Origin of the sequence: Streptomyces sp. NPDC005820 (assembly GCF_040630255.1) — a bacterium.
Classification (GTDB): domain Bacteria; phylum Actinomycetota; class Actinomycetes; order Streptomycetales; family Streptomycetaceae; genus Streptomyces.
In genome coordinates, this window is record NZ_JBEXXE010000019.1 from 151,391 (window position 1) to 172,570 (window position 21,180).

19 protein-coding genes and 3 pseudogenes are annotated in these 21,180 nt (G+C 67.7%); 14 read left to right on the forward strand and 8 right to left on the reverse strand.

Annotated features, from left to right (window positions below):
- Window positions 1-993 precede the first annotated feature (993 nt).
- Complete coding sequence (locus tag ABZ464_RS24155; protein ID WP_359279702.1) at window positions 994-3,447, reverse strand: SpoIIE family protein phosphatase; 2,454 nt, start codon at window positions 3,445-3,447, stop codon at window positions 994-996.
- A 139-nt stretch (window positions 3,448-3,586) separates the two neighbouring features.
- Here ABZ464_RS24155 and ABZ464_RS24160 point away from each other — a divergent pair, with 139 nt between their 5' ends.
- On the forward strand, window positions 3,587-5,047 hold the full coding sequence (locus ABZ464_RS24160) for a benzaldehyde dehydrogenase (protein ID WP_359279703.1): 1,461 nt from the start codon (window positions 3,587-3,589) through the stop codon (window positions 5,045-5,047).
- On the opposite strand, the gene ABZ464_RS24165 is transcribed toward ABZ464_RS24160, so the two are convergent.
- Window positions 5,007-5,579 carry a transposase gene (locus ABZ464_RS24165; protein WP_359279704.1) on the reverse strand — a complete coding sequence of 191 codons (573 nt, stop codon included), beginning with the start codon at window positions 5,577-5,579 and terminating at the stop codon, window positions 5,007-5,009. The genes ABZ464_RS24160 and ABZ464_RS24165 overlap by 41 nt on opposite strands.
- A 984-nt stretch (window positions 5,580-6,563) precedes the next feature.
- Between ABZ464_RS24165 and ABZ464_RS24170 the strand changes: the two are divergent.
- A pseudogene (locus ABZ464_RS24170) lies at window positions 6,564-6,731 on the forward strand (Tn3 family transposase); the annotation flags it as partial.
- A gap of 76 nt (window positions 6,732-6,807) precedes the next feature.
- On the opposite strand, the gene ABZ464_RS24175 reads toward ABZ464_RS24170, so the two are convergent.
- Window positions 6,808-7,158: a helix-turn-helix domain-containing protein gene (locus tag ABZ464_RS24175; protein ID WP_359279705.1), complete on the reverse strand. Its 351-nt coding sequence runs from the start codon at window positions 7,156-7,158 to the stop codon at window positions 6,808-6,810.
- Between the two features lie 91 nt (window positions 7,159-7,249).
- On the opposite strand from ABZ464_RS24175, the gene ABZ464_RS24180 reads away from it, so the two are divergent.
- A complete protein-coding gene (locus tag ABZ464_RS24180) occupies window positions 7,250-7,717 on the forward strand; it encodes an ester cyclase (protein WP_359279706.1) in 468 nt (155 codons plus the stop codon).
- A 916-nt stretch (window positions 7,718-8,633) separates the two neighbouring features.
- On the opposite strand, the gene ABZ464_RS24185 is transcribed toward ABZ464_RS24180, so the two are convergent.
- The gene (locus ABZ464_RS24185; RefSeq protein WP_359279707.1) at window positions 8,634-9,272 is read right to left on the reverse strand and encodes an isochorismatase family protein; all 639 of its coding nucleotides are present in this window, start codon (window positions 9,270-9,272) and stop codon (window positions 8,634-8,636) included.
- A 119-nt stretch (window positions 9,273-9,391) separates the two neighbouring features.
- On the opposite strand from ABZ464_RS24185, the gene ABZ464_RS24190 reads away from it, so the two are divergent.
- The 3 genes and pseudogenes from ABZ464_RS24190 to ABZ464_RS24200 all read left to right on the forward strand — a co-directional run.
- On the forward strand, window positions 9,392-9,760 hold the full coding sequence (locus ABZ464_RS24190) for a helix-turn-helix domain-containing protein (protein WP_359279708.1): 369 nt from the start codon (window positions 9,392-9,394) through the stop codon (window positions 9,758-9,760).
- A gap of 175 nt (window positions 9,761-9,935) precedes the next feature.
- Window positions 9,936-10,067: pseudogene (locus ABZ464_RS24195) on the forward strand (transposase); the annotation flags it as partial.
- Window positions 10,068-10,197: 130 nt separating this feature from the next.
- A pseudogene (locus ABZ464_RS24200) lies at window positions 10,198-11,156 on the forward strand (MFS transporter); the annotation flags it as partial.
- 118 nt (window positions 11,157-11,274) lie between these two features.
- On the opposite strand, the gene ABZ464_RS24205 reads toward ABZ464_RS24200, so the two are convergent.
- Window positions 11,275-11,517: an IclR family transcriptional regulator C-terminal domain-containing protein gene (locus tag ABZ464_RS24205; protein ID WP_359279752.1), complete on the reverse strand. Its 243-nt coding sequence runs from the start codon at window positions 11,515-11,517 to the stop codon at window positions 11,275-11,277.
- Window positions 11,518-11,520: 3 nt separating this feature from the next.
- Entirely contained in the window at window positions 11,521-11,697 is a 177-nt protein-coding gene (locus ABZ464_RS24210) for a hypothetical protein (protein ID WP_359279709.1), read from the reverse strand.
- 154 nt (window positions 11,698-11,851) lie between these two features.
- On the opposite strand from ABZ464_RS24210, the gene ABZ464_RS24215 reads away from it, so the two are divergent.
- The 3 genes from ABZ464_RS24215 to ABZ464_RS24225 are packed head-to-tail and all read left to right on the forward strand — an operon-like array spanning window position 11,852 to window position 14,474.
- Window positions 11,852-12,925: a cupin domain-containing protein gene (locus tag ABZ464_RS24215; protein ID WP_359279710.1), complete on the forward strand. Its 1,074-nt coding sequence runs from the start codon at window positions 11,852-11,854 to the stop codon at window positions 12,923-12,925.
- Window positions 12,922-13,752: a fumarylacetoacetate hydrolase family protein gene (locus ABZ464_RS24220; protein WP_359279711.1), complete on the forward strand. Its 831-nt coding sequence runs from the start codon at window positions 12,922-12,924 to the stop codon at window positions 13,750-13,752. Before ABZ464_RS24215 ends, ABZ464_RS24220 begins: the two co-directional genes overlap by 4 nt.
- Window positions 13,749-14,474 carry a maleylpyruvate isomerase family mycothiol-dependent enzyme gene (locus ABZ464_RS24225; protein WP_359279712.1) on the forward strand — a complete coding sequence of 242 codons (726 nt, stop codon included), beginning with the start codon at window positions 13,749-13,751 and terminating at the stop codon, window positions 14,472-14,474. Before ABZ464_RS24220 ends, ABZ464_RS24225 begins: the two co-directional genes overlap by 4 nt.
- A 69-nt stretch (window positions 14,475-14,543) precedes the next feature.
- Here ABZ464_RS24225 and ABZ464_RS24230 read toward each other — a convergent pair whose 3' ends face one another.
- Window positions 14,544-15,398, reverse strand: a complete 855-nt coding sequence (locus ABZ464_RS24230; RefSeq protein ID WP_359279713.1) for an LLM class flavin-dependent oxidoreductase — start codon at window positions 15,396-15,398, stop codon at window positions 14,544-14,546.
- 314 nt (window positions 15,399-15,712) lie between these two features.
- On the opposite strand from ABZ464_RS24230, the gene ABZ464_RS24235 reads away from it, so the two are divergent.
- From ABZ464_RS24235 to ABZ464_RS24255, 5 genes are all read left to right on the forward strand, one after another.
- Window positions 15,713-16,822, forward strand: coding sequence for an Lrp/AsnC family transcriptional regulator (locus ABZ464_RS24235; protein WP_359279714.1), 1,110 nt, complete (start codon window positions 15,713-15,715; stop codon window positions 16,820-16,822).
- Between the two features lie 460 nt (window positions 16,823-17,282).
- A complete protein-coding gene (locus ABZ464_RS24240; protein ID WP_359279715.1) occupies window positions 17,283-17,666 on the forward strand; it encodes a VOC family protein in 384 nt (127 codons plus the stop codon).
- Between the two features lie 53 nt (window positions 17,667-17,719).
- The gene (locus ABZ464_RS24245) at window positions 17,720-18,142 is read left to right on the forward strand and encodes a VOC family protein (protein WP_359279716.1); all 423 of its coding nucleotides are present in this window, start codon (window positions 17,720-17,722) and stop codon (window positions 18,140-18,142) included.
- Between the two features lie 193 nt (window positions 18,143-18,335).
- Window positions 18,336-18,926: an NAD(P)H-dependent oxidoreductase gene (locus tag ABZ464_RS24250; protein WP_359279717.1), complete on the forward strand. Its 591-nt coding sequence runs from the start codon at window positions 18,336-18,338 to the stop codon at window positions 18,924-18,926.
- 72 nt (window positions 18,927-18,998) lie between these two features.
- Window positions 18,999-20,273 (forward strand): FAD-dependent oxidoreductase, encoded by a 1,275-nt coding sequence (locus tag ABZ464_RS24255; RefSeq protein WP_359279718.1) that lies wholly within the window; start codon window positions 18,999-19,001, stop codon window positions 20,271-20,273.
- Window positions 20,274-20,355: 82 nt separating this feature from the next.
- On the opposite strand, the gene ABZ464_RS24260 is transcribed toward ABZ464_RS24255, so the two are convergent.
- Window positions 20,356-21,144 (reverse strand): IclR family transcriptional regulator, encoded by a 789-nt coding sequence (locus tag ABZ464_RS24260; protein ID WP_359279719.1) that lies wholly within the window; start codon window positions 21,142-21,144, stop codon window positions 20,356-20,358.
- Between the last annotated feature and the right edge of the window lie 36 nt (window positions 21,145-21,180).

Genomic DNA, 21,180 nt, shown 5'->3' on the forward strand with positions numbered 1-21,180 from the left:
CGCACAGGACCGACACCAACTAGCCCGCTTGACCTGCGAAAACGTAATGGATCGGCACGGGTCGGCAAAGCCCGCCAAGATCCTCAAAGGACTCATAATCCGTCGGCCGTGGGTTCGAGTCCCACCCGCCCCACCTGTGCAGGTCTCTGACCTGCGGAAACGTTCATTTTCGGGTGTCGGATCGTCAACTTTCCCTGAACGGACTGAATCCGCTGCTCGTGGGTTTGGAGTCCAACGGCGGTCGGGGGAGCTCCAACCCTCTGAGCTGCGGCGGAGTAGGTGTTCGAGGTTGTTGCTCGCCGTCCGGGCGACCGCCCTGAGGGTCGATGCCAAGACTCAGGGGCCGCACAGGGGCCGGGAGGGCGCGGCCGGGGTCAGGCCGAGAGTGTTTCCGGACCGATTTTGTTGTCCCGGTTGCTGGTTCCGCGCCATGGGCTGCCGTCCACCGCGCGGACGGTCGAGTGTCGGGCCGGCGCTGGAGGCGGCGCGGATGCCGCTGCGTCTGGCACACGGGCCCGGGGCCAGGGAAATGGCCCGAAAAGGAAACTGCCCCATGGACGGCGCACTGCGTTCATCAGGGCTGAGCCGTGTGCGGTCAGCACACGATCTGGATCGCGTACAGTGCCGATGCCGATGCCGATGCCGATGCCGATGCCGGAGTGCGGTGTCGGGCAGGTGGGGTTGGAGACGGGCGCCTGCAACAAGGGCCGGCCATCGCGCAATTCTCCGTGGCGAACGGGCAGTTCGAGGCACGGCTACCTACGCGCTGCTCTCCGTGGCCGCCACAGGCGACGTCGCCCCCGACTGGCCGCTGGACCTGCAATGCGGTAAAGAGCAGTTGCCGCCAGTGAAAGCACACGCCAGTGGCAGACACCCGCGCGTTCACGACCCTCAACCGGCGATACCACTCGGCGGGACACCCATCACGCTCTGCTCCGCACGCTGGCCCGCCCCGCTCTCCGCGCGCCCGTGAAAACCTGATTCGCTTCGCTGTCAGGTGGTGATGGCGAGGGCCTGTTCGGCCCAGATTGTTTTACCGGTGTGCGTCTGGCGGGTGCCCCAGCCCTGGGTGAGCTGGGCGACGAGGAGCAGGCCGCGGCCACCTTCGTCGAAGGTGCGGGCGCGGCGCAGGTGGGGGGTCGTGTTGCTGGCGTCGGAGACCTCGCAGATGAGGTTGCGGTCGCGGATGAGCCGGAGCTGGATGGGGGCGCCGCCGTAGCGGATGGCGTTGGTGACCAGTTCACTGACGACCAGTTCGGTGACGAAGGCGGCCTCGTCCAAGCCCCAGGCGGCCAGCTGCCGGCAGGCATTTTTGCGGGTCTCGGCGACCGCCGCGGGTTCGGGCGCCACGTCCCAGGTGGCGACATGGGCCGCGTCCAGGGCGCGGGTACGGGCGATCAGCAGCGCCACGTCGTCGGCGGGGTGGTCCGGGAGAAGCGTCTGGAGCACGGTGTCGCAAGTGCTCTCCAAGGACGGAGCCGACCGGGACAACGCCTCACGCAGCGCGTCGAGACCCTCGTCGATGTCGCGGCCCCGGGCCTCGACGAGACCGTCGGTGTACAGCGCGAGGAGGCTGCCTTCGGGCAGCTCGATCTCGGCGGCTTCGAAGGGCAGGCCGCCCAGCCCCAGTGGCGGGCCCGCGGGGATGTCGAGGAATTCCACGGCGCCGTCCGGGGGCGCCAGCGCGGGTACGGGGTGGCCCGCGCGAGCCAGGGTGCAGCGTCGGGAAACCGGGTCGTAGACCGCGTACAGGCAGGTCGCTCCGATGTCAGCGGTGGTGTCGGCCGTGCTGTCGGCCTCAGCGGACAGGCGGATGACCATGTCATCCAGGTGGGTCAGCAGTTCGTCGGGCGGGAGGTCGACATCGGCCAGGGTGCGTACAGCGGTGCGCAACCGTCCCATGGTGGCCGAGGCCTGGATGCCGTGGCCGACGACGTCGCCGACGACGAGGGCGACCCGGGCGCCGGACAGCGGGATCACGTCGAACCAGTCGCCGCCGACGCCGGCCCGTGTGCTGGCGGGCAGGTAGCGAGAGGCGACGTCGACGGCGGCCTGCGGGGGCAGCCGGTGTGGCAGGAGACTGCTCTGCAGGGTGAGGGAGGTGCGGCGCTCGCGGGTGTAGCGGCGGGCGTTGTCGATGCAGACGGCGGCCCTGGCGGTGATCTCCTGGCCCAGGAGCAGGTCGTCCTGCGCGAAGGGTTCGGGGCTCCGGTGGCGGGAGAACGTGGCTACGCCGAGCGTGATGCCGCGAGCGCGCATCGGCACGGCCAGCACTGAGTGGAAGCCGTAGCGTCGCATGCGCTCGGCCCGGTCCGGGGTCTGGCTCGCCACCTTGCGTATCGCGGAGGCGGTCACGTTCTCGATCAGCGGCCGACCGCTGGTCAGGCACCTGGCCGCAGTGGATTCGTCCGGGTAGGCGGCCACCGTTCCGCGCTCCACCACGGCCTCGGGGGAGCCCTCCAGAACGGACTGGAAGGCGACACGGCGCAGCATGACGGGGCTGGGCGGCGAGCCGGCGCGCGGGTCGTCGCCGCCTTCGATGGCGGGGAGCAGGTCGACGGTGACGAAGTCCGCAAGCCGCGGGATGGCCACGTCGGCGAGTTCCTGCGCGGTCCGGGCGAGGTCCAGGGTGCTGCCGATGCGGATGCTGGCGTCGTTGAGCAGGGCCAGACGTCTTCGGGCCAGATGCTCCTCGGTCGTGTCGTGCGCGGAAAGGAGCACTCCCCGTACGGTCCCCTCGGCGTCCAGCACAGGGGTGAGTGAAGTCGCCCAGACGCTCTCGCGCTCGTGGCCCGCCAGGTGCAGGATCTGCTGCAGCTGCTGCTCTTCGCCGGTTTCCAGCGCCCGCCGCATGCACTGTTCCGTCCGGTCACCCTCCGGATGAACCACGATCTCCGACACGCGCAACCCCTGCATTGCCTCTTCGGGCAGGCCGATCGCACGTTCCATATCGGCGTTCGCCCGTCGCAGCCGCAGGCCGGCGTCGTAGAGCGCCGTCGTGGACGGGGATTGGGTGAACGCCCACATCACCAGTGCGTCGTCCTGGAGAGGCGCCGACGGGCGGACCAGGGGGGAGACCAGGAGCCACTCGCCGTCCCCGTTTCCCTCTTCGCGGTCGGGCTCCCGGCGATGGGCCAGCAGGTTCACCGCGAGGCGGTGGCCGTCCCGGTGCAGGAGTGTCGCTGCCCCGTTCCACCTCGGCAGCGTCCGCAGGGACCGCAGTGTCTCGGCGGGCGGCTTCCCGGCGAGCAGCCGCGCCGCAGGCCTGCCGACGACCTCCGCGGCCCGGTATCCGAGGAGCCGCCGCGCTCCCTCGCTCCATCCGGTCACGATGCCGTTCGGATCCACGCTGGCTCTGGCCGTGGCCGACTCGTCGACGGGGCCATCCGGTCGCCACGCCGCCCGGTCGTCGCCGGCAGCGGTTTCAGAACCCGTCATCGCGCTCATCCGCTCTCGCCTCGGTCGTTCCACCGTGCGCTCCGGTCCGGCCAGGAGCAAACCAAGGCCGGAAGAGCAGATCATATTATGATCAATAAGGGTATAGCCGCAAAAAGCCATTAATGTGTCAATGATGGAGGGTCGCGTCATGAGCACCATCGGTGAGGGGACGTGGCTCGATGCGGCCGAATGGGCCGGGAAGATCTACAGCGGCGGCTGGCGGCAGTCCGAGGGCGGGGCTCAACCGGTGAACGAACCCGCCACGGGAGAGCGGCTGGCGGAGGTGGGCGTGGCGGCGCCCGCGGATGTCGCCCGGGCCGGTGCCCTGGCCGCACGGGCTCAGCGGGCCTGGGCCGAGGCGCCGGCCCAGGTGCGCGCCGAGGTCCTGCTCCGTGCCACCCGGGCACTGCGTGACAACAGTGGGGCGATCCGCGAGTGGATCGTCAGGGAGTCCGGAGGCGTCCCGGCGAAGGGCGACTACGAGATCGTGGCCGGGCTCAGCCAGTTGGCGCAGGCCGCCGGGCTCGCGTCGCTGCCCCGCGGCGAGATCCTGGGCCCGCCGACCGGCCGGGCCAGTTACGCATGGCGGGTACCGCTGGGGGTGGTCGGCGTCATCAACCCCTGGAACGCCCCCCTGCTGTTCGCCATTCGGGCCCTCGCGCCCGCCCTTGTGCTGGGCAACGCCGTCCTGCTCAAACCCGACCCCCACACGCCGGTGTCCGGCGGCGTCGTCGTGGCGCGACTGTTCGAGGATGCCGGACTGCCCGAGGGGCTGCTCCACGTCCTGCCCGGAGGCCCCGGCATCGGCGAGGCGGTCGTGGCTGATCCCCACGTCGCCATGGTCTCGTTCACCGGCTCCACCGAGGCCGGTCGGGTGGTCGCCCGCGCCGCGGGCGAAGGGCTCAAGCGGGTGGCCCTGGAACTGGGCGGCAAGAACTCGATCGTCGTCCTCGACGACGCGGACGTCGACGCCGCCGCGGCAGCCGGGGCGATGAGTTCCTTCGGCTACCAGGGGCAGGCTTGCGTAGCCGCCGGGCGCCATCTGGTCCATGTCGACCTCATGAAGTCGTACACCGAGGCACTGATCAGGCACGCCAAGGCGCTGCGGGTCGGCGACCCCCGCGAGGAGGGCGTGGCCCTCGGTCCCGTGATCAGCGAGCGCCAGGCCGCGAGGATCGAGCGCATCGTGGACGAGAGCGTGGCCGCCGGGGCACGGGTGCTGGCCGGCGGACGCCGCGACGGGTTGTTCTACCCGCCCACCGTCCTGGATCACGTCGAGCGGACCATGCCCGTCTTCACCGAGGAGATCTTCGGGCCCGTCGCCCCCGTCGTTCCGTTCCGCACCGACACGGAGGCCGTCGAGATCGCCAACGACACCGAATACGGCCTGACAGCGGCTGTGCACTCCCGTTCGGTGCCGCGTGCCGCGGCCATCGCCGAGCAGTTGCGCACCGGCATGGTGCACCTCAACGACGTCTCCGCAAAGGACGCCGCGAACGCCCCCTTCGGCGGGATGGGAGTATCGGGCAATGGCTCCCGCATCGGCGGAACCGCCAACCTGGAGCAGTTCACCCAGTGGCGCTGGATGACGGTGAACGAGGCGGTCTGATGCCTACGGAACCGACCGCGTCCGCGCTGCAGACGCCTGAGGCCCCCCAGGCTGTGGTCCTGCCCTTGACGGCACGCCCGACGACCTCGAATCGCTCAGCTGAGTCAAACAGCTTGTCCGGCTGCGGTGCGTACAAGCGGGCGGTCCAATCGACCAGGCGTCCGGCGGAGCCCTGGTCCGCCCAGATCTTCTTCACCCCCGGGCGGTCGAGGCGGGTCCACGGCAGCGGACGCCTGGCGCCGTCGCGGTCTTGGATGTTCGCGGCGACGACGTGGACGGCCAGGAGCAGGCCGCGGGTGCCGGTGACGATGAACTGCTTGCGGCCCTTGACCTTCTTGCCCGCATCGAAGCCTCTTGTAGCGGAGGGGACAGTGTCGGCAGTGCGCACGGACTGCGAGTCGATCAGTCCGGCATTCGGTTCAGGGTTGCGTCCGTCTGCCTCGCGGACCCGGTCACGCAACTGCACCTCGCCGCGCTCAAGCGGGCCACCGACGGCGGTCTGGCGATCGATGTCGGTTTCCTCAACGCTCACCCTCATGCCATCTGGCCTTTCGGGCCTGCACCGGCCCGCCCTTGAACCGTTGGCAGTCAGACAAGTCTCCGGCCTGCTCAGGGAGATCGACCTCCAGGCCGTTCTGGCGTGCTGCCACTCGACATGCGTGAGGCGGGAGCGTTGATCGGCTACGGAGCCGAAGGCCTCGTCGACGGACCCAGAACGTGCCTGAAGGACCATTTCGATGCCCTGCGCAAGTGCTATGCAGGAGCCTCGGAGCGGGTCCTTTCTGTCGTTTCGTGGTGGGACTGACTTCCCGAGGTGGGCTGTTGGTCGATCGCCTGTCCGTCTGACGGGCACGGACAGGATCAGTCCGCGACGAGTATGCGTCGGCGGAGCAGGTCGAGGTCGGCGCGACCGCAGCTCTTCCGCCCGCCGTGCCGTCGGCCCTGCGTACCTGGGGGCTAACCACCTGCCCTTGATTCGCCGCGCGTTGGAAAGGGACTCCGCTGGGCGAAGGTTCCATCCTCTTGGCTGAACTGGGCGGACGAGGCGGTTCTTGTCGCGAGCGTCCCTCTCGAAGGCCGCCAGGGGCCATTGAGGGGCCACAAGGACAGGAACAGGCCGACAAGCACTGCACGGGGCTGACACGGATCAGCACGTCTGACCTGCAAGAACGGCGTGAATCGGCAATGATCGACAAGGCCCGCCAAGATCCCCAATGGACTCATAATCCGTCGGCCGTGGGTTCGAGTCCCACCCGCCCCACCGAGCACCCCTGTGACCTGCGGAAACGTCTCATCAAGGGTGTGGATTCAGGGTTTTGGGTTACGGGGCTGAATCCGCTGCTCGTGAGTTCAACTCCGTGGCCGTCAGTGTGTGTTGGGGTCGCTTTGACCTGCGCAGACGTATCGGCCTGCGGCTGGAGGGTGACGTCGTGGGTGGGCTGTGCGAGCGTCTGGACGTCGAATTCTGGACGCTGGCTGGACGCGAGGATCCGGAATTGGTGTCGCCCGGTGACCCCAGATGGTCAAGTACGCCACCGCCCTGCGTCTGGGCACCACGGAGGCGAAACAGGTCCTGCGTTGCTTCACCCGCAGCGGCCCCAAACACCCCACCTACGCCGCGCTCGAAGAACTCGGCCGCGCGGTGCGCACCATCTTCGCGTGCGACTACCTCGCCAGTCCGGACCCAGGGCTTCGGCATAGTTGTGTGATGCCCGGTTCGTGATCACGGGAGGCCGAAGAGCGCGAGCGGGCGTTTCGGGTCAGCGGTCTGTGACGCGGAAGATGCCGGTGCGCGGAAGGTCTTGTTCGGCCCAGGCGGCCATGGCGTCGAAGACGGTCTGAAGTCGTGTGCCTGCTTCGGTGAGCTGGTACTCCACCCGGGGTGGGATCTCCGGGTAGGCGGTACGGGTGACCAGTCCAGCGGAGACGAATCGCTGTAGCCGTGAGGACAGGGTCTTGGGGCTGATCCCCGGTAGCGCGGCGCGCAACTCGGTGAAGCGTTTGGGGCCGGTCAGCAGTTCCCGCACGATCAGCGTCGCCCAGGTCCCATCCAGCACGGTCAGGAACCGGGCGATCGGACATTCCGGCAGAAGGTGATCCAGATCACTCATGCTCTCCCCATTAGTTCATTTGAGGGAACTGGTTCCCTTGGGGAACTGTAGTCGGGGCAGCCCGCCCGCACCACATGCCTTGGAGGGCCTCATGACCGCAATCACTACGAACAACACCGCAAGCGAGATCGTGCGCTCGACGACGAGCACCGCCTTGCGGGTCGCCGCGCGCGAGCTGGAGCTCTACGACACGGGCAACGTCGCCGGGGCAGACGAGGTGTTCGCCCCGGATGTGATCGACCACAACCCCGCCAGCGACGCCGCCTCGGGTATCGACGGCATGCGGGCATCGATCGCCGCGGTCCGCGACGGATTCACCGACACACAGCACCGGATCCTTTTCCAGCAGGAGCTTCCCGGCGGCTGGATTGTCCTCCACTGGCGGATGACCGCGACCCACACCGGAGACGCCTTCGGGTTCCCCGCCAGCGGCAACCCGGTCGACATCAACGGCCAGGACATCATGCGCATCGTCGACGGCAAGATCACCGAGCTCTACCACGTCGAAGAACTGCTGAAGCTCACCCAGCAGATCAGCACCGGCGCACAGCAGGCGTGAAGATCGAGGTCTTCTCGGACAACGCCTGTCCCTGAGCCCTGATCCGCAGGCGCCGCTCGACGTGGCGCTTGCCGACTTCGGGGGCCGCGACCGGGCAGGGCTTCGGATGAGTCGCGTGGCGTCAGGTTCGTGATCACGGGAGGCCGAAGAGTGCGAGCGGGCGTTTCGGGTCGCGGGAGTTGGCGCGGAGTGCAGCGGCGATGTTGTCGGTGCCGGCGATGCGTAAGGCGCCAATGGCGAGGTTGCGCCAGGTCGCCATGGTGCGGGGCGCGCTGCCGGTCCGAAGCTGTGAGGCGTCCTCGGCGAAGGTGGTGTTGGCCTGCCGGCTCAGCCGAGCCTGATGCAGGGCCAGCCGAGATGCGCCGAAACACAGGGGTCATGCTCAAACTGCTCGGCGGGTCGTCGCCTGTTCCGTCCGGGGCTTGCTTCGGCGGCCGATACCGCAGGCCAGGAACGGCATGGAGAGCGAGTCTCATCATTGGGGAGAAGGACCACGACCGCCCGGTACCTGGACTTCGGCGATCACGAGTCTCGTGCGCACCGCCGTCCTCGGCGTAGCGCTGGATCATGGCAGCCGACCAGATGGGTGTCCGTGTCACCGCCTCGGGCCAGTCGCCGTTGCGCAGCGCCTCGGCACACGGCGGCGCAGTCGGCCGCGGAGCGGCGGTGGGCGCCGTGCCCGTTCCCCGCCAGCGCAGGTCCTTGTACCCGCTGCTTCACGGTCACCCACGGAATACCGCATGACACCTGGACACACCCACCAGCGGTCACCACACCCCGAAGCGAAAACCTCAGATAGCGGGAAGATCGCGCCGTCAGCACGAAGGACGCGACCCCGTTTCCACGGGAGCACAAGGCCCGCCCGGAAAGTGACCAGGACGGGCCAACCATGGCCATGGTGCCCCCGCTGACCTGCTCAGGCGGTGGCGAGTGCCGACGGCACCGTCAGCGTGTGCTGGAAGTACTGGCTCGTGAGGCTGAACGTGGCCAGGTGCTCACCAGCGATCTCGCTCAGGGCGACCGCCTTGTCGACGTTGGCCCAGCTGCGCGCGAACTCCGCCGCGAGGGAGAACCAGGTGGTGGGCACGGCGCCTGCCTGGACCAGGCGCCGCAGCGCCGCGTCCTGACTCTGGACGCTCTCGCCGGCCGACGCATCGACCACGACGGAGACCTCGTAGCCTGCGTCGAGGGCCGAGAGCGCCGGGAACATCACGCACACCTCGGTCCAGAGACCGGCCAGGACGAGCCTGCCGCGCTGGGTGCGCTCGATCGCAGCCACGAAGTCGGCGTCGTCCCAGGCGTTGAAGGTGCCGTAACGGGCGATGACCGGGGTCTCGCCGAGCACGCTGAGCAGTTCGGGAAACAACGTCGACGACGGGTCGGTGTCCTGGCCGTTGGTCACGACGAGCGGCACGTTCATCCGCTTGGCGATCTTGGCCAGGGCGACGGTGTTGTTGACCAGCGCCTGGCGGTCCATCGACTGCACCGACAGCGACGTGCCGAGGTTGTGGTCGATGAGCACGATCGCGCTGTTCTCAGGCGTGTGCAGATCCATGTGAGACATGTGATTCCTCCGAAGCTGGATGGGTTACGCCACGAACGCTAAGAGAGCAGGTTACTAATGTCAACCTAGTTCTGTTCAATAACTTAGAGCCATGGGGTAACCTAGTAGGCATGGAGTCGATCGCACCGCACGCGTTCTGCCCTCGCTACCTGCATGCTGTCGAGCTGATCGGTAGCCGCTGGATGGGAGCGGTGATCCGAGCCCTGCTCCACGACATCGAGCGGTTCAACGACCTCAAGCACGCCATCCCCGGCGTGAGCTCGCGGATGCTCACCGAGCGACTGCGCGAGCTCGAGCACGAGGGCATCGTCGAACGGCATGTCGACCAGGGACCCCCCACACGAGTCAGCTACCGGCTCACGCCCAAGGGTCGTGCGCTCGGCGCCGTCGTCGAGGGCATCACCGCCTGGGCGCACGCCTGGGAGCCAGAGCAACGACAAGAGCAATCCGCTGTCACCGACCGCGGCGCGAAAGCCTAGTGGTGCTTGTTCAGGTTCGTTCGCCGGTGGCGTGTCCGTTTGATCGGGTGTGTCGCTGAGCGGGTGTGCTGGGTGGGGAGTTGGCCGCGGTCCGGTGCGATCTGAAGGACTTCGCGGCGGAGATGTTCGAACCGTTCGCACGGTGCTGGACGGGCGGCGCAAGTCGGTCGAACCGATGGCCGCACGGCTGGGCAAGGACGGCAACCGGCACGCACTGGCCCACTTCATCACCACCAGCCCGTGGGAGGCGGCGCATGTACGGGTCCGCCTCGTCTGGCGGATGCAGCAGGTGATCGAGCCGACCGTGATCGTCGATGACACCGGGTTCCTCAAGGACGGGGATGCCTCGGCGTGCGTGGCCCGGCAGCGCCGACCGCGACGGGCAGGCCGCCGCCAGGACCGCAGCGGCACTCGCGGCGGCAGCCGGGCCGACGAGGTGGCAGTTGCTGATCGCGCGGGCCGTGCAGGGGCTCGGAGCCGCGGTGCTTGCGTCGTCGACCCTGACGATCGTCACCTCCGCCGTCCCGAACGGCACTGCGCGGATGCGTGCCATCGCGACGTGGAGCGCGGTGGGTGCGGGCGGTGGGGCCGCGGGCGGCCTGGTCGGTGGTGCGCTGGTGGACGGGGTGTCATGGCGGCGGGTGCTGCTGATCAACGTCCCGGTCGGGGCGATGGTGCTGGCCGGCTCGTTGCGGTGGTTGACGGAGAGTCGCAACGGCGACGGGCGGCGCCTCGACCTGCCGGGCGCGGTGCTGGTGACGGCTGGGTTCGCGACCCTCGCGTACGGGATCTCGCAGTCCGACTCTGAGGGCTGGACGGCGACTTCGACCCTGCTGCCACTGGTCGCCGGCCTGGCTCTGATCGCGGCGTTCCTGCTTGTCGAGGCGCGTACGGCGGCTCCGCTGATGCCGCTCGGGCTGCTGCGGCTGCGGTCGGTGTCGTCGGCGAATGTGGCCATGTTCCTGAACGGGACCGCGGTGTTCTGCATGTGGTTCTTCGTGACGCTGTACGCCCAGAACGTGCTGGGGTATACACCGCTCCAGGCGGGTCTCGCGCAGGTGCCGAGTTCCCTGACGGTTGCGGGTGCTGGGGCCACGGAACCTGGCGGCAATCGGCGCGGCGGTGGCGGCGGCGGGCTTTTTCCTGCAGTCCGAGATGACTTCCAAGGGGGACTATCTCACCGACATCGTACTGCCGGGAATCCTGATGATGCTGGGGCGGTTTACTGGGACTCGCGATCATGTCGACGATCGCGGCGGCCCGTACGGGAGGCAGCGGCAACCCTCGCGCGCTGACGGCGGGGTACGCGCTGGTGTTTCGGGCAGGAGCGGGGGTCATGGCCGCCGCTGTGGTGCTGATGCTCCTGTGGCTGCCGCGGGAGCCCTCCGACCGGTGAGGCTTGGTGAACTGCTGTTGGCGTGACCGAGACCAGCGCCTTCGTGGTGCCAGGGCTGGCACCGGCCGCCAAGCGGATTGCTTCCCGGGAGACCGGTCCGATGGCCGGCCGCCGCGCGTCACATTTCCCGACCGATTTCCTGCACAGCTGCGAGCAGTGGCTGAGCCAGGTCCGCGAGCTGAGCGCGGGTGCATCGGACGGAGGGAGCCGCCACGGCTACGGCGACGCCTGTACGGTCGCGCACACACGTGCCGACGGCGTGCACTCCATGCTCGCTCTCTTGGGCGTGCCGGTGCGGTGGCTGACACGCAGCGCCTCGGGGCCCTCCACGCCGTCCGCGCAGGTAGTGGGTGGGCGACAGCGATCAGATCGGGGTGTGGGGTTGACCGGTTCCTCGGATCGCCTGCAGGGTCGGCCCTGGCCGGTAGACCTTGTGGCGGTCCTGCACAGCGAAGCCCTCGGCGACGAGCCCGGTTACTCGGAGTTCGTCGAGTTCGTGCAGCAGCCGGACGCCCCGCAGGGCGTTGCCGGCGGCGCTCACGGGAGACGTGGAACTGGATGAACGGCTACTGAATTCTTCACAGTGGAATTGTGGGTGTCATTAATTCCTTTGAGAGGAAATACCCGCGTAGCGTCGGGGCACCGGAATCGAATGCGCTTCCGGCGGTTGCCGAACACACAACGTGGAGGTTTCTGTGACCGACACCACCAGCGAGGCCGAGCAGAAGCTGCTCGACGAGCTGTACGCAGAATTCGAAGAAGTAGGTCTCATACCGCTGTGGACCCAGGTTGAGAACCTCATGCCGATGTCGCCCCGGCCCGCGGCGATCCCGCACCTGTGGCGGTGGGCGCAGCTGCTCCCCATGGCACGGCGTTCCGGGGAACTGGTGCCGGTAGGGCGTGGTGGTGAGCGCCGCGCCATGGCCCTGTCCAACCCAGGTCTTCCTGGGCTTCCCTATGCCACTCCGACCCTGTGGACCGCGATCCAGTATTTGGGGCCGCATGAGACTGCGCCCTCGCACCGGCATTCTCAGGGCGCCTTTCGGTTCGTTCTCGAGGGCGAAGGCGTCTGGACCAACGTTGATGGTGACGCGGTGGCGATGCGACGGGGTGATCTGCTGCTCACGCCGAGCTGGGCTTTCCACGAACACCAGAACGTCGGCGAAGAACCGATGGCCTGGCTCGACGGCCTCGACATCCCACTCGTCTCGCAACTCGACGCCGGATTCTTCGAGTTCGGCCCTGACGAACTCTCCACCGCCGCCACCCCGCGGCGTTCGCGGGCTGAGCGACTATGGGCTCACCCCGGACTGCGTCCGATCAGCCAGCCCGACCGCCCCAACTCACCTTTGGCCGCCTATCGTTGGGAACACACCGACGCCGCCCTGAACGCGCAGCTGGAACTGGAGAACGAAGATGCGCCTGGTGTGATCGAGCCAGGCCACGCCGGAATCCGCTTCTCCAACCCCACCACGGGCAAGGACGCCCTGGTCACGATGCGCACCGAGATGCGCCGACTGCGGGCTGGAACCCAGACCGCCCCGGTGCGCTCGGTCGGCTCCGCGGTCTGGCAGGTATTCGAGGGCGAGGCAATCGCCCACGTCGGGGAGAAGGTCTTCGAGATCGCCAAGGGCGACCTGTTCGTCGTCCCGTCCTGGTGTGAGGTCTCGCTCACCGCCCGCACCCAGACCGATCTCTTCCGGTTCAGTGACGAGCCCGTCTACGAGGCCCTCGGCCTCGCCCGGACTTCCCGAGGAGAACACAAGTGAAGCTCTCCACCATCCGGGTCGACGGCGCCACGCGCGCCGTACGCGTCGACGGGGGGACAGCAGTGGACCTCGGCGAGAGCGACCTGGTCTCCTTCCTGCGCCACGACGACTGGGCGGCGCGGGCTGCGCGCGCCGACGGAGCCGTGTACGAGGGGGCCTTCGACTACGCCCCGGTGGTCGTTGCCCCGGAGAAGGTCGTCTGCGTCGGCCTCAACTACCGCAACCACATTCTGGAGATGGGCCGCCAACTGCCCTCGCACCCCACACTGTTCTCCAAGTATGCGCGGGCTCTGATCGGCGCCCACGACGACGTGATCCTGCCCGTGTCCTCCACCCAGATGGACTGGGAGGCCGAACTCGCCATCGTCATCGGGGCGAAGGTGCGGCACGTCGTCCCGGAGGTGGCGCGGACCGCGATCGCGGGATACACCGTGCTCAACGACGTCACCGCCCGCGACTGGCAGTACCGCACCACCCAGTGGGACCAGGGCAAGACCTTCGAGGCCACCACCCCCATCGGACCCTGGCTGGTGACCGCCGACGACCCGGCGGTGGCCGGTCAGGGCCTCAACCTGACCTGCGAGGTGGACGGCGACATTGTCCAGAAGGCCGACACCGCTGACCTGGTCTTCGACCCGGCAACACTGGTCGCTTACCTGTCCGAGATCATCACGCTCGTGCCCGGCGACGTCATCGCCACCGGCACCCCAGGCGGGGTCGGCCACGCCCGCAAGCCCGCCCGCTACCTCCGGGACGGCTCGGTCCTCGTCACCCGGATCGAAGGGATCGGCGAGTGCCGCAACACCTGCCGCCAGGAGACACGGTGAGTACCGTGCCCGGGGCGACGCTTGACTGGGCGGCCAAGGGCACGGCCGCCTTCGAGGCCACCGTGGACTGGCTGACCGACTCGGGCTTGACCAAGCCGTCCTCTCTGCTGGGCTGGAGCAGGGCTCATGTGATCGCCCACGTGGCCCGTAACGCCGATGCCCTCGTCAACCTTCTGACTTGGGCGCGTACGGGGGTTGAGACACCGATGTACGCGGATGCTGGTCAACGAGCGCACGAGATCGAGGCCGGCGCACGACAGTCGGCCGACGCCCTGCGCGCCGACCTCCTCACGGCTGACGCACGACTGGCCGGAGAACTCGCAGGCCTGCCGGACGCGTGCTGGAGTGCGACCGTACGGACGGCACGGGGACGCGCCGTCCCCGCCTTCGAGGTGCCGTGGATGCGGGTGCGGGAAGTATGGGTCCACACCGTCGACTTGAACGTCACCACCTTCGACGACGTCCCGCGCGAGGTGTGCGCGGCGCTCATCGACGACGTGGCGGCTGCCTTCCGGACCCGGCGCGACAGCGCACGCGTCGTCCTGCGGTCCGAGGACAGCGACTCCCGTGTCTGGAGCCTGGGCGCGCCAGGCGGCGCGGAGCCGGTCACGGTAAGCGGTGACCTTTCGAGCCTGGCGGCCTACGCGACCGGACGCCCCGTGCCCGGCCCCCTGCACTCGCGAGGGCCGGGATCTGTGCCGAAACTGCCCGCGTGGTTGTGAGCGAGCGCGAGACGGTCGCACCCTCCCTTCTACCAGCGGCACACCGAAAGCGGAAAAACCTCGTCGCGACTACAGCAACTCGGCGAGGCGGTCCACCTGGTGGGGGTCGACGCCATGGCAGTACAGCATGACCTCATCTGCGCCCAAGTCGGCGAACTCGGCGAGCGCAGCGCGGATCTCGGTCGGCGTGGTGAGCATTCCGGCTACCATCTGATCCGCCGTACCGAGGAAGGCGTAGTAAGCACGCATATTGCTCCGGGCATCGTGGACCACGTCGTCGGAGCCGAGCGCGACATTGACCTGTGCGACGATACGGGGTTCGCCGACGCGCCCGTACTCCTTCCAGAACCGGCGGGCTGTGTCGAACAGGCCGCCCATGAGGCCCGCCGAGGAGGGTGCTACCGCGGCGAGGAATCCGTCACCCCAGCGCGCCACCCGTTCAATCGCGGCGGTTCGGAAGCCGCCGAAGAGCACCTCGGGGCCGCCGGGCCGGGCCGGCGCAGGACCGATCGGGCCGATGTCGTCGCCGTAGGGTTCGCCGGACCACAGGCGGCGCAGCACCGCCATCTGTTCGTCGAGGCGTCGGCCTCGCGTGTTCTTCTCGATGCCTGTGACCTGGTGGTCGTCGTCCCGGCCGCCGATGCCCAGGCCGAGGACCAGGCGGCCGCCGGTCATCCGGTCCAGGGTGGCGGCCTGCTTGGCGAGGAGCGCGGTATCGCGCAGCGGAGCGAGCAGCACCTCGGTCTGGACGCGGATACAGGAGGTGGCGCCGGCCAGGACAGCGAGTGTGATCAAGGGTTCGGGGTTGTCGTAAACGAGCCGGTCGAGCAGGCCGAGTGTGCTGAAGGGCCCGGCTTCGGCGCACTCGGCCCAGGTGCGAAGGGTGTCAGGTGCAGCGATGGGCAGGCCGATACCGACGTCCATGAAGGGAACCTCCAACGAGAAGGATTCGGGTGGGGTGGGGCGGTTCTCCGGTCCGGCCAAACGGTGGGGACACCCTCGTGGGCGGTCGGTCCGCAGACAGCCTGGAGCGGCGACATGCTCGCCTTGGTGAGGTGCATCAGCAGGACGGACACCGAGGAGGGGAATACCGTCGCCTGCCGGGGTGCCCTTGGGGAACACGTCCTTTCCGCGGGCCGCACCCAGCATCCGCGCCACGGTCACAGCTCATGAACCACACCGTCGAAGATGAGGAAAAACCTCCAGGAAGGCCCCGGACCTGTGCGCACTGTCCCGCCATGATCGACGCTGTTGACGGGGAAATCCTCCACGCACTCCAGCGGGCGCCCCGCGCTCCGTTCCGGCGGATCGCCGAGGTGATCGGGGTTTCCGAGCAGACGGCAGCCCGTCGATACCAGGCGCTTCGTCGCAGCGGAGTGATACGCGTGGTCGGCCTGGTCAACCCGGCGGTGTACGGGCAGGCCCAGTGGGTGGCCCGCATCCGCTCGCGCCCGGATCGGGTCGGACCTCTGGCCGACTCCCTGGTCAAGCGCCAGGACATAGCCCATGCCAATCTGTCCTCCGGCGGCTCCGAGATCATCTGCGTGATCCGGGCGCCCTTCGACGCCGAGCGCGAGGATGTCCTGCTGCGCCAACTACCGCGCTCGGCCTCCGTCCTCGATGTCACCATCGACCTGGTCCTGCACAGCTTCGGCCAGACCGACAGCCGCGACTGGACCGGCTACGGTGCAGGCCTGACCTCCGACCAGGTCAAGCGACTCACTGGCAGCGACCGAGCCCTCACTCCCACCGGCCGCCCGCAACCCCCGACGGACGAGGACAGCCTCTTGCTGAACGCCCTCGCCGAGGACGGCCGCACCACCCACACCCGACTCGCCGAACTCACTGGCTGGTCGAACACCCGGGTCGCCCGCCGCCTGGACGCTCTGGAGACCTCCGGCACGCTCTTCTACGACGTCGACCTGCTGCCCGAACGCCTCGGACACGCACTGAACGCCACGCTCTGGCTCCGCGTCGCTGCCGCCTGTCTCAATCAGGTCGGTGAGGAGCTCGTTCGGCACCCCGAGGTAGCCTTCGCAGCTGCCGTCAGCGGACGGCACAACCTGATGGCTACCGTCATCTGTCGTGACGCCGAGGACTTCTACCGGTATCTCACCACTCGCGTCGCCACGATCGCAGGCATCGATGCCTACGAGGTGAGCATCCGCGTCCGCCGCCTCAAACAAGCCGCCTCACTCATCTACCACGGTCGCCTCGTCCGCCCGGCGCCCGCACCGGACCTCAGGCCCGGGCCGGCCAGACGCACGACTGCCGCTGAGAGCACGCGTCGGGACCGGCGCAAGGGCACGCAGGCGAAGCCGGGTTCCGCACACGGTCCGAGGTCGTAAGACCATCGACGCATGGCGTGCCATACCAGCCCCCAGTAGCGTGACAGCGTCTTGTACCGGTGCGCGCCGGCCGAGCCGTGGCCGCCCGCGACTCACCCGTGCGGACTCGGGCTCGCAGAGGTCCGAGTCCGGGTCGATTGCTCACGCGGGAACCCAGAAAACCCCTGCAGAGCGTCGCGCCCGCGTTGCACATCTGAAAGCAGAGAAGTGGCGATCACAAAGAACGCTGAAACAGCGCGCGTCTGATGTGCAGGAGTAGTCAAAATGCTGCCGGACGGTCGCCCCGGATAACGTCCAGTAGATCCTCGGTTCTGCACAGCGAAAAAGCTGGGGCTCATTCTTCCGTCGCCGTCGACGGTCGGTTCTAATGGTTCTTATTGGTCAATGCCTCATCGCTGACATGGCGAGCCGCTAACGACTCACGCCTTCAGTCGTGTGGCAACGACCCGACAGGAGGAGCATGTATTTCGGAGGACTTAACCACGCCCACATCAAGGTGAGCGACGTCGAGCGATCGGTGAAATTCTACACCGAGGGCTTCGGCATGGTTGTCGCGGAGAGTGGTTTCGACGGAAAGCTGGTGACCCTCACCTCACCCGGCATCGGAGACAACCTGACCGTCAGCCAAGGCGTCCCCTCGGGGCTCCTGGACTTCACCGGCGATGCCGAACCCGGTACCAGTGGCGGCGTCGATCACATCGGGTTCGCCCTCAAGAACGTGTCGGATCTGGACAACGCCATCGAGGCGCTCGTGGAACTGGGTGCCACGCTGGTGTGCACGTTGCGCCCGAACAAGGAGTCCGCGTTCCTTCGCGATCCGGACGGCTACGTCATCCAGATCTAGCGTCCCGCCACCCCACAGCCCCCCAAGGCTCATTACCCGCCGGAGAAAAGAAAATGCAACTGAACCACACGATCTACAAGGCGCGGGACAAGTACGCGACGGCGCGGTTCCTCACCGATGTCGTCGGCCTGCCGGAAGCCGAAAGCTTCGCCAAGGACCGTTTTCTGATCCATCACCTGGACAACAACGTCTCGATCGACGTGGGTCAGGTTGACGAACCGTTCGACCCCGAGCACTACGCGTTCCTCGTCACCGAGGCGGAATTCGACGAGATCCTGGCCCGCGTCAAGGAGCGGGGTATCGACTACTACCCCGACCCCTTCTACGACGTCCCCGGCATCATCAACAACAACGACGGCGGCCGGGGCATGTACTTCAGGGATCCCAGTGGGCACGACCTGGAGGTCATGACGACGCCGTACGGCGAGGACGCCGCCTCCGTGGGGCGCGTGCACACCATGAACAACCCCGGCTGACCGGACCTTCACCAGTTCTCGCTTCACCACGAGAACGTGGTCGAGTTCGAGTTCGCCGGCAAAAAGACCGGACGGCGGGGTCGAGGGAAACGACATCCTGACCCCGCCCAGCGATGTCTGACGTGATGACCTGCAACCCCGCTGACGCGGGCGATCCCGTCGCCGCGGCGTCACGAACAAGGAAGTGCGCACTGTGGACGCGACGCCTCGCCTGGCTCTCATCATCGGATCGACCCGTCCCACGAGATACGCTGACAAACCAGCGGACTGGCTGTTGCGGCACGCCATGTCCCGCAGCGACGTCACGCTCGACAAGCTCGATCTGCGCGATTTCGACCTGCCGCTCTTTGCGGAGACGGCATCCAATCTGCACATGCCGAGCCAAGACGCACGGGTGCTTGCCTGGCAGGACGCGGTCCGCCAGTACGACGGCTTCGTCTTCGTCGTCGCCGAGTACAACCACTCGATCACCGGGGCGCTGAAAAACGCCCTTGACCAGGCCTACGTGGAATGGGTCCGCAAACCCTTCTCCGCGTTGGGGTACGGCAGTGTGGGCGGCGCCCGGGCAATCGAGCACCTACGCGGCATAGCCGTGGAGCTGCAGATGGTTCCCTCCAAGTTCACCACCCACATCTGCGGCAGCGACTTCTTCAAAGTCCATCCCTTTGGCGAGAATGCGCCGATCAATGCGATCGAAAGCGCCCTCAAGCCATCCGTCGACGCAATGCTGGACGACCTCGTGTGGTGGGCAAGAGCCCTCAACACCCTCCGAGAGACGGCCTGATCCGCTGCATCGGAAACGCGGTCTGCCGACGACGACACCACCACTCCAGCCCTGAGCAGAGGAGACAACCGGATGAACCGGGCAACCACGTCGGACGTCATCGTCGTCGGCGGTGGAATCGGAGGCCTGGGCGCCGCGCTCGGACTGAGCCGCCAAGGCCTGGACGTCACCGTATACGAGTCGTCACCCGAGTTCGGCGAAGTCGGTGCCGGCCTGCAGATCGCCCCCAACGGCGCCCGCGTCCTGGACCAGTACGGCCTGCTCGACGAAGTCAGACGACATGGAGTGTCTCCCGACGCAATGGTCATGCTCGACGCGATCGAGGGCACCGAGCTCACTCGACTGGACCTGCGCGACCTTGAACACCGCTACGGCTTCCCCTACCTGGTCACCCATCGTAGCGACCTCCATGGAGCCTTGCTGAGGGCCTGTCAGGACGCCGACGTCGAGCTGCTCACCGATCACAAGGTGACGGAGTACGAGAACATCCCCGGTGGCGCGCGCGTCCACTTTGAGAGCGGAAGTACGGCATCCGCCGACGTCGTGGTAGCCGCCGACGGCCTGCACTCGACCGCTCGCCGCCAGTTCGTCGGCGACCGGGCGGTCAGCTCCGCCTACGTCGCCTACCGAGGTGCCGTGCCGATCGGGCAGGCGCGCGACAACCACATCTTCGAGGACTCTGTCGTCGTCTATGTGGGGCCGCGCTGCCACTTCGTCCAATATCCCTTGCGTGGCGGCGAGATGTTCAATCAGGTCGCCGTCTTCGAGTCGCCGAAGGCACTGGCCGGCATGGAGGACTGGGGGACACCCGACGAACTCGACCACGCCTTCGACGGAACCTGCCAGGCGGTACAAGACGGGCTTCCGCTGATGTGGCGGGACCGATGGTGGCGGATGTACGACCGCGACCCGATCAAGAACTGGGTGTACGGCAACGTCGTGCTCCTTGGTGACAGCGCGCACCCACCTCTCCAGTACATCGCCCAGGGCGCAATCATGGCTTTGGAGGACGGGTGGGTCCTCGCCGAACACGTCAGCCTGCAGCAGCGGTCACGACACCGGCCAGGGGCGGGAGTCGATTGGCGCGAAGTCACCCGCGCCTACAACGAGGTCCGACCGGCACATTGCGAGCGTGTCCAGCTGGCCAGCCGGAAGTGGGGTCGGCTCTGGCACCACGATGGCGCTCAGCGGGAACAGCGCAACCTCCTGCTCCGGGCCCGGGATACCTACGACTACACCTACACCGACTGGCTGTACGGCCCCACTGCCCTGACCACGGATCAAGAGCCGCGGATCTACCCCAGCATCGGGCTCGGAGCGGAGTCCATGCGATCTGCTTCGCGGTGACACCGGCCCTCGGCCTTCAGTGCGGGCTTCCGTGCAGCGGTTGTGTGCCCCGCCGAGCCTTCGCTCTCCGCGGGTGCGCCTGTCAGCCTGGCCTGTTCGCCGACCGCAGATCCTCCTCGATTGCTGAGGCTGAAGACTTCAACGTGTCGAGCAGGATCGGCAACCGATCAGGCTCGTATCGCACCGACGGCATGGAAAGCGACAGGCCGGCGACGGGGCGGTCGTCTGCGCCACGAACCGGCACGCCCACCGCGACCAGTCCCCGCTCGGACAGTTCTCTGTTGACGACATAGCCGGATCGTCGAACATGGGACAAACGGGCTTGCAGCGCGGTGAGGTTGGGACGGTCCAGGGAGTCGTCAGGGAATCGCCGTACCGCGTAGAGCTCGCTCAGTTCATCCGGTGGGAGTGCGGCGAGGAGGAGTAGTCCGCCGGTGGTTCGGTGCGCGGGGAAGACCATGCCTTCGCGGGAGCCCACGCGCAGTGCCTGGGAGGACTCCGCGCTGGCGATGAACCTGACGGTATGGCCGGTACGGATGATCAGATTGGCAGTTTCGCCCTGCGAGTCGGCGACGTGGCGAAGGTGCGGCAGAGCGGCGGCGCGCAGGGCCGCCACGAGCGATGGGGACTGTACCGACAGCTCAAGGACGGGGCCTGCGCGGTAGGTGCGATCGTCGTTCTGCACAGCGAAGTCACGGTAGACCAGCATGGCCAGCAGACGGTGTGCAGTTGAGCGGGCGACGCCGAGGCGGTCCGCGATGTGCGAGACGGTCAGCCCGCCTTCGAGTTGCAGCATGATCGCAGCGCGCAGTGCGTGGTCCACACTGTTGATGGCATAGGGCGGCGGCGCCTTGAATGCGTTTCTCACCACGTTCTGCCCTTTCTACGCCTTGGGATGTGACAGTCA

Bases quoted from the DNA above. Each gene is read 5' to 3' on its own strand.
- ABZ464_RS24230 (WP_359279713.1), bottom strand. From the start codon at position 15,398: ATGGACGTCGGTATCGGCCTGCCCATCGCTGCACCTGACACCCTTCGC.
- ABZ464_RS24255 (WP_359279718.1), top strand. From the start codon at position 18,999: ATGAACCGGGCAACCACGTCGGACGTCATCGTCGTCGGCGGTGGAATC.
- ABZ464_RS24160 (WP_359279703.1), top strand. From the start codon at position 3,587: ATGAGCACCATCGGTGAGGGGACGTGGCTCGATGCGGCCGAATGGGCC.
- ABZ464_RS24235 (WP_359279714.1), top strand. From the start codon at position 15,713: ATGATCGACGCTGTTGACGGGGAAATCCTCCACGCACTCCAGCGGGCG.
- ABZ464_RS24155 (WP_359279702.1), bottom strand. From the start codon at position 3,447: ATGAGCGCGATGACGGGTTCTGAAACCGCTGCCGGCGACGACCGGGCG.
- ABZ464_RS24175 (WP_359279705.1), bottom strand. From the start codon at position 7,158: ATGAGTGATCTGGATCACCTTCTGCCGGAATGTCCGATCGCCCGGTTC.
- ABZ464_RS24240 (WP_359279715.1), top strand. From the start codon at position 17,283: ATGTATTTCGGAGGACTTAACCACGCCCACATCAAGGTGAGCGACGTC.
- ABZ464_RS24180 (WP_359279706.1), top strand. From the start codon at position 7,250: ATGACCGCAATCACTACGAACAACACCGCAAGCGAGATCGTGCGCTCG.
- ABZ464_RS24185 (WP_359279707.1), bottom strand. From the start codon at position 9,272: ATGGATCTGCACACGCCTGAGAACAGCGCGATCGTGCTCATCGACCAC.
- ABZ464_RS24245 (WP_359279716.1), top strand. From the start codon at position 17,720: ATGCAACTGAACCACACGATCTACAAGGCGCGGGACAAGTACGCGACG.
- ABZ464_RS24190 (WP_359279708.1), top strand. From the start codon at position 9,392: ATGGAGTCGATCGCACCGCACGCGTTCTGCCCTCGCTACCTGCATGCT.